The sequence below is a fragment of the Nocardia uniformis NBRC 13702 genome (assembly GCF_001613345.1).
Lineage (GTDB): Bacteria > Actinomycetota > Actinomycetes > Mycobacteriales > Mycobacteriaceae > Nocardia > Nocardia uniformis.
Genome location: NZ_BDCE01000004.1, coordinates 1 through 12,333, shown reverse-complemented (window position 1 = coordinate 12,333; position 12,333 = coordinate 1). Strand labels below are relative to the sequence as shown.

Sequence of the window (12,333 nt, the reverse complement as noted above, 5' to 3'; positions counted from 1 at the left end):
AAGCAGCACCTCAGCTGATGGTGATGAGGTCCGGCAAGATACACGCCGGTATGACGCGATACCGGGGTTTCTTCAGCGCCAGCGCTGCAGTATCCGATTCGCCTCGGCCGCCAGTGCTGCCTGGAGGAATGGCCCGAAACTAATACGCGCCACGCCCAGTTCGGGGTACGACGTGGGATCAGCGATATCGGGCGCGGCAATGGCATTGACCGGCAGCGGCAGGTCACGGCACAGGCGGCGCTGTAGGTCCGGCTCGTGACGGCCCACTGGATAGAGCACGTCCGCGCCCGCCTCGGCTGCCAATTTCAGTCGGGTGACGGCGCTTTCGAAGCGGTCCGCGGGGGCGTCGGCGGCCTTGCGGAGGAACACATCGGTGCGGGCGTTGACGACCAGGTGCACACCGGCATTGTCGGCGGCCTGGCGCAGTTCGCCGACCAGGTTGGCATGCTCCTGCGGGTCGCGCAGGCGACCGCCCTCGCTGTGCACGGTGTCCTCGATATTGAGGCCCACCGCGCCCGCTTCGAGTAGGCCGTCCACCAGGTCATTGGCCTTCAGGCCGTACCCGGACTCGATATCCACCGAGACGGGAATGTCCACGGCCGTGGTGATTTCGCGGATCCGCCCCAGGACGTCCGCGAAAGCCATGCCCTCCTGGTCGCCTTTGCCGACGGACTCGGCCAATGGGTGACTTCCGACGGTCAGCGCCGAAAAACCCGCCTCCCGCACCAGTCTCGCCGACCAGGCATCCCATACCGTGGGAAGAATCACCGGGTCGCCGGGACGATGCAGTGCCAGGAAGGCCGCCGCCTTGTCCTTCAGTTCAGTCATGCCTCGATCCTGCGCTTCCAAGACCGCTGACGCTACGGATCTTTCGTGCCATCCTGGGAGTGATTCGCGCCACTCGATAGCGGATTCTCGTCACCTTTCACCACGGCGCGCACCCGTTCGACAGCCGTCGTGGCGGCGGCACCGGTGGCCGTGACCGTGAGCACGTCCCCCTGCCGCACACCCAGCGTCATCACCAGGCTCAGGCTGTTACCGGGCACCGGCCCGGCACCGGTGGTCGCATTGCGCAGTCCGACCTCGGCATCCAGATCCCGCAGCGCCGCGACCAAGCGTGCCGCCGGGCGAGCATGCAGCCCGTGCTCATCGGTCACCTCGAGCTCGGCCTCGACCCGGGTCGCCCCGCTCGTTGTCCCGGCGTGCTTCTGGCCGGGATCCACACCCGGCTGCGCTTCGGCTGAAGGTGGGGGAACATGCTGGGCCGCGGGGGAGACTTCCTCTGATTCGCCGAGTTGGGCGCGTTTCCCGGCCAACGCCGAATCCGCCTCGTGTGCGGCGGCCGCCAAATCCGCACCGCCACCGGCCGCGGCGAGCGCGGCGACCAAACCCTCCACGATCGGCGCACCGCACAGCAGCACCTGCGGTGGTGTTTCCAACAGCTCCAGCGCGGTTTCGGCGGAAAGCACGGCGCTGCCGAGGTCCATGAGCACCAGCACCCCGTCCCCGGAATCCGCCGCCGCTATCGCCTCCGATACGGCGACCGCATCGGTGCCGAAACTACCCGCGTCCAGCCCCGCCGCGATTTCGATCCGAACCTGCTGTGGCGGAAGCAGTCCGGTGGCCAGTGCGACAGCCGCCTCGGCCAGGGCGCGGCTGTGCGATACGACGACCACGCCGATCATCGCACCGCCTCCCGTGCCGCTCGAACCAGCAGGGCGGCACTGGTGGCACCCGGATCCTGGTGTCCCACACTGCGTTCCCCGAGATAGGAGGCGCGGCCTTTGCGGGCCAGCAGCGCCGTCGTGCCGTCTCGCCCCGCCTCGGCGGCGCGCACCGCGGCGTCCAACGCCGCGGCCGCGGACGCACCGGCGGTGACCTGCTCCTCGAGGGCATCGGCGGCCGGTGTCAACGCGTCGACCATTGTCTTATCGCCGAGTTCGGCTTTGCCGCGAGCCACCACGCCATCGACTCCGGCACGGAAGGCCTTCGCGAATTCGGCTATCTCCGAACCACTTCCGAGCGCACCCGCGCAGCGCAGGAAGAACGTTCCGTACAGCGGCCCACTCGCGCCGCCGATGGTCCGGATCAACACCATGGCCGTCTGCTTGCACACCTCACCCGGGTCGGTGATCCCGGATTCATCCAGCGCGGCCACCGCCGCCACCATGCCGCGTCGCATATTGCCGCCGTGGTCGGCGTCGCCAATGGCCGCATCGAGCGCCGTGAGCTCCTCCTCGTGCTCGGCCACCGACGCCGCGAACTCCCGCACCCACACCGTCGCGTCCACCGCCATGATTCACACCCCCCAGCGCAGCGCGGGCGTCCGCACGGGCGCGTCCCACAGCCGCACCAGCTCGTCATCGAGCTTGGTCAGCGTCACCGAACAACCGGCCATCTCCAATGACGTGATGTACGGCCCCACCAGCGATCGCGCGATCTCGATCCCATTGCCGCGCAGGATCCGCGCCACCTCGTCGAACATGACATACAGCTCGATCAGTGGTGTTCCGCCCAGCCCATTGAGGAAGCACAGCACCCGATCCCCGCGCTGGAACGGCAGATCCGCGAGTAGGGGTTGCACCAGCATGTCGGCCACCTCGCGGGCCGGAGCCAGCGCGACCCGCTCCCGCCCCGGCTCCCCGTGGATGCCGACCCCGATCTCCATTTCGTTCTCGCCCAGCTCGAAGGTCGGGTGTCCGGCCGCGGGCACCGTGCAGGAGGTCAGGGCCACGCCCATACTGCGGGAATCGGCATTCACGGCTTCGGCGACGCGCGCGACCTCCTCCAGAGGCCGCCCCTGTTCGGCCGCCGCCCCGGCCATCTTCTCCAGGATCACCGTCGCCCCGACCCCGCGTCGTCCGGCGGTGTACAGGCTGTCGCGCACCGCCACATCGTCGTTGACGACCACGGCCCGCACCGCACCGCCGGATTCGGCCTCGGCGAGTTCGGCGGCCATCTCGAAGTTGAGGACATCGCCGGTGTAGTTCTTTACGATGTGCAGCACCCCCGCCCCGGCATTCACGGCCGCGGTGGCGGCGAGAATCTGATCCGGAACCGGCGAGGTGAATATCTCGCCGGGGCAGGCGGCATCGAGCATGCCGAGCCCCACGAATCCGGCGTGTAGCGGTTCGTGCCCGGACCCGCCGCCCGACACCAGCCCGACCTTGCCGGGCACCGGCGCATCCCCGCGCACCACCACGCGCTGTTTCGCATCCACCCGCAGCTCGGGATGCGCGATGGCCATCCCGGCCAGCGCTGTCTCGACCACATGAGCGGGATCGTTGATGAGCTTCTTCACAGGCTCCAGGTTGCCACCGCAGGTCCTCGCGCGCCCTTGATCCGCGCTATTCGACGCTTTCGGTATCCCCGGAACTGGACTCGCTGTCGAGTGTTTTGGTGCCACCCGCGACCATATCGCCGCCGGCCTCGAGGGCGGCGGCGAGTTCGATATCGGCGACCAGTTGCACGACGAGCTCACGCAGCGGCGAGCTCGGCAGGTGGTGGGCCGCGAATTCGAAGGGTTCGGAGATATCCAGCCCGCCCGCGGCCGCCGCCACCAGCACCCAGGGCAGACCGATCCCATCGGGGGCGACGCCGAGCTGCTCGGTCAGCACCTCGGCGGTCTCGTTCATCAGCCCGGTGCGCTTGGCGACGGCGTCGGTCATCCGTTCATCGAGTTCGAATCGCCGCTGTTCCAGTTCGCCCGGGTCCGCACCGAATTCCTGGGCGGGGGTGGTGCGCACCGATCCGTCCTCGTACACCTGGAAGCCCTCATTGATGGCGGTGGTGCCGAGATCGACCTCGGCCTCCGCCAGATCCGGTAGGGAGCGTAGACAGTCGAGGACCGCGTCGAGCGCGGTGATGAGCCGATCGCGAATCTCGCGCCGGCGTAGCTTCTCCCGATCGGCGGCATCGCGTTCGGCCAGCACCTGCTCCACCGCGCGCCCGATCTGGAAGGCCAGGGCCGTGGATTCGGGTGCCCAGCCGCCGGTGGGCGCGTGCTCGTCGGCGCGCGGGGTAATGGAATCGAGGAAGCCGTCGACGGCTTCGAGCAGATCCCGCAGCTGTTCGCGGGACACACCGGTATGCCGGAACGCCCGCAAATACTGTTCGTGCGTTGCCGCCGGATCGTCGTGACCTGCGGCGGCAAAGCTCTGCCCTGCCGCCGGATCGACTGCACCGTCGCTCACCCCGCTGATCCTGCCACGAGAAACGGGGCTACCGGGTCACCGGCGGCTAACGACTGGCGTGCCCGCACGAGTGCCACCACTCACCGGTGTTGTTGTCCACCCAGCTGCTGCATGATCACGCTCTGTAGTCGTTGCAGGCCGCTCGGGGTCATACCGGTCGACAGCTGGCCTTCGATGGCGCGCACCAGATGCGAGTCGTCGAGCACCTTCTCCGATGACTGGATCAGCACCGTGCCCGCCCCGGTGAAGTCGAACTGCCGCTCCTCGCCGGAGTTCACGCCGAAGCGTGCCGCCCCGGCCGCCAGAAAGCTCGATACCCAGCGCTGGTCGTAGTGGTGGCTCGGCGACGGGCAGTCCGCCCAGCCGACCAGCGCCTCCGGATCCACCCGCAGCGGCGGTTCGGCGAAGATGACCGGGCCATTGGAGGAGGCCAGGAACTTGCCGGTACCGATGAGGGTGAGGAAGCCGGGCACGATGGACTGGTTCAGCGCGAGACCGGTTTCGAATGCCAGCAGATTCGAGGCGCGAATGGTCAGGTTGCCGTCTTCGAGGTCATAGGAATTGATGTCGTAGCCGCGGTCGCCGATGATCAGCTTCCCTTGGCCCTCGACGACCACGTAGTCGCCGGTGAACAGCGGGGCCGAGAACTGCTGCGACACCATATGCATGAGCCCACCCTGTAGGCCGTGCGACAGCGCGCGGAACCGCATATCGCCGTAGTAGGCGATCATCGCGCCGGTGCGCATGAACCAGGGCTTGGTCAGGTCGATGTTATAGGCGTAGCTGTTGTCCGGAATGTTGTCGCTCGCACCGAGATTCATCGGGTTGAGGATCTGCGGGACTTGGCTCTGGTAGTTGTTCACCGCTTCACAACTTCTCTTCGGAGGCCTGCACGTAGACGACGCCCTGGCCGACGCAGTGCAGCTGCATCGCCTCGCCCGACCCGCGGCCCACCGCGTCGCGCCAGCTCACCGCCGTTTTCAGTTCCGTCTGCACATTGCCGTACGCGGCCACGAACGCCTGTGGATCGACAACGATCGGATTCGGTCCGCCCACTTGCAGTTCCAGGAAACCGCCGTGGCCGAGTATGACCGCCGCGCCCTGACCGGACAGCTGCGTGGTGAACATGCCCGCACCGGTCAGTACCCCGGTCGCCGCACCGCGAATCGCACCCATGAGTCCGCCGCGACCGCCGCCCTGTCCGCCCGAACTCGCTACGGACACAACAGAACTCTGCAAGTTGGCGGTATTGGCCAACAGTCGCGATGCCTCCACCCGCAGGGTCGCGCCCGGCTGCATGTGCACCACCTGCACTTCCAAACCCGCGAAGCCGTAATGCACTTCGCCCCGGCCCTGCGCCAGCATGGTGTGCTCGTGCTCACCGGCCATCATGCGGCCCGCCATCCCCAGCACACCGCTCATGCCGCCCATTTGGCCCGCGCCGGGAACCTGGTGTGGCGAGAAGGAGATATCGCCCTGATAGAAGAGCATCGCCCCGGTGCGGGCGACCACGCCGCCCGCCTGGCCGACATCGACCTTGACGACCTTGCCGTTCACTTTCTCGAACATCGCGCGCCCCTCACCGCTCCGCGGGCTGGATCAGCACCACGCCCTGGCCATCCCAGCGCAGCGAGAACGCCTCTCCGCCACCCTGTCCCATTACCGATCGCCACGAAACATCGGTTATGAAGGACTGATTCAGATTTCCGCGCGCCGCGACGAAGGCATCCGGATCCACCACCAGCGGATACTGCGGTGATACCTCGAGATGAATGAGCGGACCGCCCGCCGAGAGCAGCGCCACCTGGCCCTGCCCGGTCACCTTGGTGGTGAACAGGCCCGCGCCGGTGGCCCCGCCGCGCAAACCCGCGAAAGATACGTCGGTGCGCAGATTTCCGGCGAAGGCCAAGAGCTGCTGGGATTCCACCTGCAACATCTCATTGTTCAGGTTCACGACGGTGACGTCCTGGCCGTTCACGGCGAAGAACACCCGCCCGTTGCCGGAACACTCCATGAGTGAGAGCGATTCGCCGGTGGCGCGGCGCTTCATACCGGCCAGTACACCGTCGCCGCCGCCGAAACCGGCGCTCTTGAACGCGATATTGCCCTCGTAGGCGACCATGGACCCGGAGATCGCCCGGATACTGCTCCCGGCGAGCTGCGCCTCGATTATCTTGTTCGATTTTTCGTACAGCTGCGCCATCGGTGCTTCGCGTCCCCGTGTCGTCCCTCGAGCCCCGTCGTATCCGGACTGTGCCGCAACACTAACCGAAAAGGTCCGACGCAGGTACGTCGCGTTTCTCGTAGAGTGGCAACGACAGTACCGACAAGCGAAGGGTCGATCTTGTCCGCAACCCTGGTTAAGGGCCAGAACGGCCCACTAGCCGTCAATGACGTCATTGTCTCGGTGGAGATCGGCGCTCCCGCGGATGTTTCCGCGTTGCTGGTCACCGAGTCCGGCAAGGTCCGGACCGATGCCGATTTCGTCTTCTTCAATCAGCCCGTGGGCCCCGGCGTGCAATTGCAGCCCGCCCCGGCCGGGCAGCCCGCCGCGCTGGGGGTATCGCTGTCGGCGGTACCCGCCGATATCGCGCAGATCCGGGCGGTCATCACCCTGGACACGCCCGGCGGTAGTTTCGGTCAAATCCCGGCGCCGGTCACCTATGTGGCCGATTCGGCCGGAAATCGGTTGTTCGAGTACCGGATCGAGGGGCTCAGCAGCGAATCCATTGTCATCGCACTGGAACTGTATCGGCGGCAGGGCAGCTGGAAGGTGCGCGCGGTCGGACAGGGCTATGCGGGCGGATTCGATGCGCTGGTCACCGATCACGGCGTGCAGGTGAACGCACCGGCGCAGGCTCCGGCGCCCGCGCAGGCCCCGCCTCCGCCGCCGCCCGGGCCCGCCCCGACTCAGCAGTCCCAGCCTATCGGCGGGGGCTATCCGCCGCCGGGATCGGGCTACCCGCCGCCGGGTGGTGGCTACCCGCCGCCGGGTGGGGGCTACCCGCCGCCGGGTGGGGGCTATCCGCCGTCGAGTGGGGGCTACCCGCCGCCCGCTCAGGGTGGATATCCGCCTCCCGCACCGGATTACGCGCCACCCGGTGGGGGTTATCCGCCGCCGGGTGGTCCGGGCTACCCGCCGCAGGGAGCGCCCGGGCAGAGCTTCGCGCCGTCCGGCCCCGCCCCCGATCGCGATCTGCCCAAGACCGGCGGCGCGGTGAGCCTGGTCAAGGGCCAGCGCGTCAACCTCCGCAAGGAAGGCGGCTCGGCGCTCAGCTACGTGAAGATGGGCCTCGGTTGGGATCCGGTCAAGCGCGGCGGCATGTTCGGCAGCCGTACCCCCGATATCGATTTGGATGCCTCGGTCATCCTGTTCTCCGGTACCACCCTGGTGGATGTCGTCTACTACGGCGCGCTGCTCTCCAAGGACGGCTCCATCCGCCATACCGGTGACAACCTCACCGGCGAGGGTGAGGGCGATGACGAGCAGATCATGGTCGATCTGTCCCGGTTGTCCGCCCAGGTCACCACCCTGCTGTTCATCGTGACCTCCTATAAGGGCCACACCTTCGAACAGGTCTCCAACGCCTTCTGCCGCCTCGTCGACGGCGCTAACGACAACGAACTGGCGCGCTACACACTCGCGGGCGGAATGCCTTTCACCGCAATGGCGATGTCGAAGGTGTACCGGTCCGGGGCGGATTGGAAGATGGAGGCCATCGGCGAGGGCTTCCAGGCCAAGCACCCGGGCGAGGCCGTGCCGCAACTGGCCCGTTTCATCGGCTGAACCTCAGGAGGAAGTGGATTCCGGCGTGCGCCGCTCGTCATTCCGGCGTGCTTTTTGCCGGAATCCACACCTCTGTAGGGCTCAAACCTGAATCTTGTCCGTGGCCTGTCGCGGCCGGAATATCCGTGGCAGCAAAGGAAACTCAGGGTCCGGCGTCCCGTTGAGGACCCCGCCAACCGGATCGTCGGCCCCGTCGCGTCGAACGAGATCCTCTGCGGGCCGGTAGATCTGGCGAATCACCAGCACGCACAGGGCGACGACCGCGATATCGCGCAGCAGCACCGTCCCGGTGAACCACTGCTCGGGTAGCCCCTTCTTGTCCTCGCCGAGGTAATAGAACATGCGCGGTACCCACACCAGCGCGTCGATCGTCATCCACGCCAAGAGGATTCGCCGGTGCGGTAGCGCCAGCACGGCCAGTGGCACCAGCCACAGTGAATACTGCGGGCTCCACACCTTGTTGGTCAGCAGGAAGGCCGCCACCACCAGGAAGCCCAATTGCGCCACGCGTGGTCGCCGCGCCGCGGTCAAGGCGATCCAGGCGACACCCGCGCAGGCGGCAATGAACAGCAGCAGCGACACCAGATTCAGGATGGACGGCGCGTCACCGGGTTTCAGGTACCCGTCGAAGCCTGCCCAGCCGGTGAAGGAGGTGGCCACGTTGTAGAGCGAATCCGGGTCGGCATGCCGTTCGGTATTGAGCCGGAAGAACTCCCACCAACCCTTCGGATACGGCACGGCAATGGGCAGATTCACCGCCACCCAGGTACCGGCCGCCGCCACCACCGTGGTCAATGCGGTGCGCAGTGGCCCCAACCGATTCCATGCCGACCGCAGCCCGTCGCCGGTACTGCCCATCATCCACTCGGCGCGCAGACACAGCACCACGATCGGCCCGAGCAACAGCAGCGGATACAGCTTGGCCGCACCACCGAGTCCCAGGAGCACTCCGGCCAGCACCGGCCGCCGCCGTGACCACGCCAGCAGGCCACCCGCCGCGAAAGCCGTTGCGAGAGCGTCGAAGTTGGTGAACGCGTGCACCAGCACCAGCGGCGAACATGCCACCAGCGCGGCATCCCAGATCCGCCGTCCGGCCAGCAGCGCGGTCGCCCAGATCGTCACCAGCCACGCCATGGCCAGGCCGAGCGCGACCACATTGAAGTAGATGACCACCTGTAGCGCGCCCGGAAGACCCCAGTTCTCCGAGGCGGCATCCCAGGTCTTGGCCACCTGCATGGCGGCGTACTGGTACAGGCCCGACAGCACCGGATATTCCATGTACCGAACCTGGGGTTGCCCGTCCGGCCCGAATTCGGTCCACTGCTTCTTGTAGGGGAACGCGCCCTCGTTCAGACGTTCGGCCCCGTACAGCGGCACGGTGTCGGAGTAGCACATGGCGATGTACTGGCGGCCGTTGTTCCAGTCCAGCCCGATCGCACCATCGGCGTCCGGGCCGGTCTGCTGAATGCACGGGGCCTTACCGCCCCAACTCAGCGCCAGGCACACCACCGCCAGCGCCAGCAGCACCCGCAGGGGTGTCCAGAATCGGACCCGGCCGATCAATGCGTGATCGCCGACCGGACCACCGGTCAGCGTGGCCAACTGCGCGACCAGAGAGTCGTTGCGGCTGGGCTTGTCTCGTTCGTCCACGGATCGTAGATCCGCGGCCAGTGGTTCCGGCGACGCGTACCGCGTCTCGGTCGTACGAATCGGTCCGCCCCCGCCCGTTTCACCACCGATGGCCGACGAATGCTCGTCGGCCATCGATGGGTGTACCAAGTCCTCCTCGATCACGGCACGAGGCTACCGGTCACCGTTTCCCGTCCCGTTAGGTCGGGCACCGGTAGTCGGCGCGGACGGCGTGGTCGTCAATGGCGACCCGTCGCTCGGCGCGACCGGCTGCCCCGGCAGCGGTCCGGTTCCGTCCTCATCGGACTGGCGTGAATTGTTCGGCTGCGGCTGCGGCTGTGTCGACTGTGGATTCGGTGCCAGCCCCGGCAGTGGAATGGTCAGGCCGGGCAGAATCTCCACCGGGGTCTGCGTAATCACCACCGGAGGTTGCGCGGCCTCGGTCGTCTCCGGTGCCGTGTACGGCGCGGACCACGACGGCACACCCGCCTGACCGGCAATGGAGCCCGGCTTCGGGAACGTCTCCTTCGGCGTACCGGTCAGCGCGCCGTCCATGGTGTCCTTCCAGATATCGGAAGGCAGACCCGAGCCGTAGATCATTCCGCTGGCGCCGCGCAGCTTCTCGCCCTGCTCGGTGCCGATCCACACCGCGGTCGCCAGTGACGGGGTGTATCCGACCATCCAGGCGTCGCGGTTCTCACCGGTATCGCCGAGCTGATGGGTTCCGGTCTTGGCGGCCGAATCACGGCCACCGGCGAGACCGTGGTTGCGCGAGTATCCGGCGATGGGCTTCATCGCGGCGGTCACATTGTCGGCCACCGCGGCCGATACCCGCTGCTCACCGGCCACCTCGCCACGATCCATCAGGACCGTGCCGTCGGAGGCCACCACCTTCTGGACGAAATGCGGTGCGCGGTAGGTGCCCGACGCGGCCAAGGTGGCGTACGCCGAGGCCATATCGAGCGGCCGCACCTGGTACTGGCCCAGCACGATGCCGTTATTCGGGCCGATGCCGCCCGGTTCGGTGAGTGTTTCGCCAACGCCCGGAATGGTTTCCGGGATACCCAGCTTGTGCGCCATATCGGCGATCTTCCGCGGCCCGTTGCCGTCCATATCCATCATCATGCGGTAGAAGCTGGTGTTCAGCGATCGCTTCAGCGCCTCGGCGATGGTGCACATACCGCACTGCTCACCTTCGACATTGGTGATCTCGATGCCGTTCACGGTGACCGGCTTGCTGTCGTACAGGGTCGACAGCGGCTTGCCCATCTCCAGGTTCTGGGCCAGACCGAACACCTTGAACGAGGAACCGGCGGGCAGCCCGGCATTCGCGAAATCGTAGCCCTGGCCGTCGGCGCCACCGTAGTAGGCGCGGACCGCGCCGGTCTTCGGATCCACCGACACCACCGCGGTGCGCAGATTGTCCGGCTCACCACTCATATTGCTCTCGACCGCGTCGATGGCGGCCTGTTGCGCCTTGGGATCGATGGTCGTGGTGATCTGCAGACCCTCGGTATTGAGTTCGTGCTCACTGATCCCGGCGGCTTGGAGCTCGGTGAGCACCTGCGTCTTGATCAGTCCCTCGGGTCCCTGATCCAGGCTCTTGTCGCCCAGCGAGGCCAGCGCGACCACCGTCGGGTACTGGATATTCGCGCGTTCGGTCGGTGGCAGTGTCCCGGCGCTCACCATGCCGTCGAGCACGTAGTTCCAACGTTCCTGCGCACCCGTCGGATTCTTTTCCGGGTCCAGCAGGGACGGGAGCTGAATGGTCGCGGCCAGTACCGCACCCTCGGCAACGTCCAACTCCGACACCGGTTTTCCGAAGTACGCCTTGGCGGCGGCGTCGATACCGTAGGCACCGCGACCGAAATAGATGGTGTTCAGGTACGCGGTGAGGATGTCGTCCTTGGACCACTCCTGCGCCATCTTCACCGAGATCACCAGCTCGCGCAGTTTACGGGTGACCGCGCGCTCGTTGCCGACCAGCGCGTTCTTCACATACTGCTGGGTAATGGTCGAACCACCGCCCGCGTCGTCCTTGTTCATCAGGTTGTCGCGCAGCGCGCGCGCGAAACCTGTGAAGGAGAAGCCCGGGTTGGTGTAGAAGTCGCGATCCTCGGCCGCCATGACGGCATTGCGCACATGCGGCGGGATCTGGTCGATGGTGACGTCGGTGCGGTTGCCCTCCGGCGGCACCACCTTCGACAGCACGGTGCTGCCGTCGTTCGCGTAGATCAGCGCGACCTGATTGTTCTTCAGGTCGCCGGGCTGCGGTACGGACGCTGTCGAATAGGCGAGGAGGAAGACCGTGCTCGGCACGATGATGGACAGCGCGATGAACACGTAGGCGACGCGCCGGACGATCTTCCACGGCGACTTCTTCCGGCCCGAGGCGGCGCGGCCACCCCGGCCGCCGGAACCGCCGCTGCCACCGGGACGCCGTGGGGGCGGGCCGGACGGGGGAGCGTTCTGTCCGCGCCGGGGTTCCGCCGCCATCGCGCCCGAACCCGGCCGGGTGCGGTCATTGGCGGGCCGCGGTCTGGTGGCCGAATTCGACCGTCGCGCTGGCTGATTCGCCACATCCACCTTCTGGGTCGGCCCCGACGCCGGATTGGGAAGTTTGCGGGTCGCATCCGGATTTGCCCGGCGCGGGGCGTCGGGATTGCCGGGCCGCTGCGGCGGCGGCGGACCCGGTCGACGCGGCGGCTGCCCGCCCTGCGGGGG

11 protein-coding genes are annotated in these 12,333 nt (G+C 67.2%); 1 reads left to right on the top strand and 10 read right to left on the bottom strand.

Translation table 11 applies throughout. The features are described from left to right. Positions 1-72 precede the first annotated feature (72 nt). From NU1_RS00650 to NU1_RS00615, 8 genes are all read right to left on the bottom strand, one after another. Positions 73-828, bottom strand: coding sequence for an isocitrate lyase/PEP mutase family protein (locus tag NU1_RS00650; RefSeq protein ID WP_067516226.1), 756 nt, complete (start codon positions 826-828; stop codon positions 73-75). Positions 829-860: 32 nt separating this feature from the next. Next, positions 861-1,685 carry a dihydroxyacetone kinase phosphoryl donor subunit DhaM gene (gene dhaM, locus NU1_RS00645; protein ID WP_067516224.1) on the bottom strand — a complete coding sequence of 275 codons (825 nt, stop codon included), beginning with the start codon at positions 1,683-1,685 and terminating at the stop codon, positions 861-863. Next, on the bottom strand, positions 1,682-2,296 hold the full coding sequence (dhaL, locus tag NU1_RS00640; protein ID WP_067516222.1) for a dihydroxyacetone kinase subunit DhaL: 615 nt from the start codon (positions 2,294-2,296) through the stop codon (positions 1,682-1,684). Before dhaL ends, dhaM begins: the two co-directional genes overlap by 4 nt. A gap of 3 nt (positions 2,297-2,299) precedes the next feature. Continuing rightward, positions 2,300-3,301 carry a dihydroxyacetone kinase subunit DhaK gene (gene dhaK, locus NU1_RS00635; RefSeq protein ID WP_067516220.1) on the bottom strand — a complete coding sequence of 334 codons (1,002 nt, stop codon included), beginning with the start codon at positions 3,299-3,301 and terminating at the stop codon, positions 2,300-2,302. Between the two features lie 46 nt (positions 3,302-3,347). After that, the gene (locus NU1_RS00630; RefSeq protein WP_067516218.1) at positions 3,348-4,193 is read right to left on the bottom strand and encodes a hypothetical protein; all 846 of its coding nucleotides are present in this window, start codon (positions 4,191-4,193) and stop codon (positions 3,348-3,350) included. An 80-nt stretch (positions 4,194-4,273) separates the two neighbouring features. Then, on the bottom strand, positions 4,274-5,014 hold the full coding sequence (locus NU1_RS00625; protein ID WP_067516231.1) for an AIM24 family protein: 741 nt from the start codon (positions 5,012-5,014) through the stop codon (positions 4,274-4,276). 46 nt (positions 5,015-5,060) lie between these two features. Beyond that, the gene (locus tag NU1_RS00620; protein ID WP_067516216.1) at positions 5,061-5,762 is read right to left on the bottom strand and encodes an AIM24 family protein; all 702 of its coding nucleotides are present in this window, start codon (positions 5,760-5,762) and stop codon (positions 5,061-5,063) included. A gap of 10 nt (positions 5,763-5,772) precedes the next feature. Continuing rightward, positions 5,773-6,396: an AIM24 family protein gene (locus NU1_RS00615; RefSeq protein WP_067516214.1), complete on the bottom strand. Its 624-nt coding sequence runs from the start codon at positions 6,394-6,396 to the stop codon at positions 5,773-5,775. 141 nt (positions 6,397-6,537) lie between these two features. Here NU1_RS00615 and NU1_RS00610 point away from each other — a divergent pair, with 141 nt between their 5' ends. Further along, positions 6,538-7,980, top strand: a complete 1,443-nt coding sequence (locus NU1_RS00610) for a TerD family protein (RefSeq protein ID WP_067516211.1) — start codon at positions 6,538-6,540, stop codon at positions 7,978-7,980. A gap of 81 nt (positions 7,981-8,061) precedes the next feature. On the opposite strand, the gene NU1_RS00605 is transcribed toward NU1_RS00610, so the two are convergent. Together NU1_RS00605 and NU1_RS00600 are read right to left on the bottom strand one after the other, a co-directional pair. Further along, a complete protein-coding gene (locus tag NU1_RS00605; RefSeq protein ID WP_067516230.1) occupies positions 8,062-9,744 on the bottom strand; it encodes a glycosyltransferase family 87 protein in 1,683 nt (560 codons plus the stop codon). A 39-nt stretch (positions 9,745-9,783) separates the two neighbouring features. After that, complete coding sequence (locus NU1_RS00600; protein WP_084520857.1) at positions 9,784-12,105, bottom strand: transglycosylase domain-containing protein; 2,322 nt, start codon at positions 12,103-12,105, stop codon at positions 9,784-9,786. Between the last annotated feature and the right edge of the window lie 228 nt (positions 12,106-12,333).

Bases quoted from the DNA above. Each gene is read 5' to 3' on its own strand.
- NU1_RS00650 (WP_067516226.1), bottom strand. From the start codon at position 828: ATGACTGAACTGAAGGACAAGGCGGCGGCCTTCCTGGCACTGCATCGT.
- dhaM (WP_067516224.1), bottom strand. From the start codon at position 1,685: ATGATCGGCGTGGTCGTCGTATCGCACAGCCGCGCCCTGGCCGAGGCG.
- dhaL (WP_067516222.1), bottom strand. From the start codon at position 2,296: ATGGCGGTGGACGCGACGGTGTGGGTGCGGGAGTTCGCGGCGTCGGTG.
- NU1_RS00625 (WP_067516231.1), bottom strand. From the start codon at position 5,014: ATGAATCTCGGTGCGAGCGACAACATTCCGGACAACAGCTACGCCTAT.
- NU1_RS00620 (WP_067516216.1), bottom strand. From the start codon at position 5,762: ATGTTCGAGAAAGTGAACGGCAAGGTCGTCAAGGTCGATGTCGGCCAG.
- NU1_RS00615 (WP_067516214.1), bottom strand. From the start codon at position 6,396: ATGGCGCAGCTGTACGAAAAATCGAACAAGATAATCGAGGCGCAGCTC.
- NU1_RS00605 (WP_067516230.1), bottom strand. From the start codon at position 9,744: ATGGCCGACGAGCATTCGTCGGCCATCGGTGGTGAAACGGGCGGGGGC.
- NU1_RS00600 (WP_084520857.1), bottom strand. From the start codon at position 12,105: ATGGCGGCGGAACCCCGGCGCGGACAGAACGCTCCCCCGTCCGGCCCG.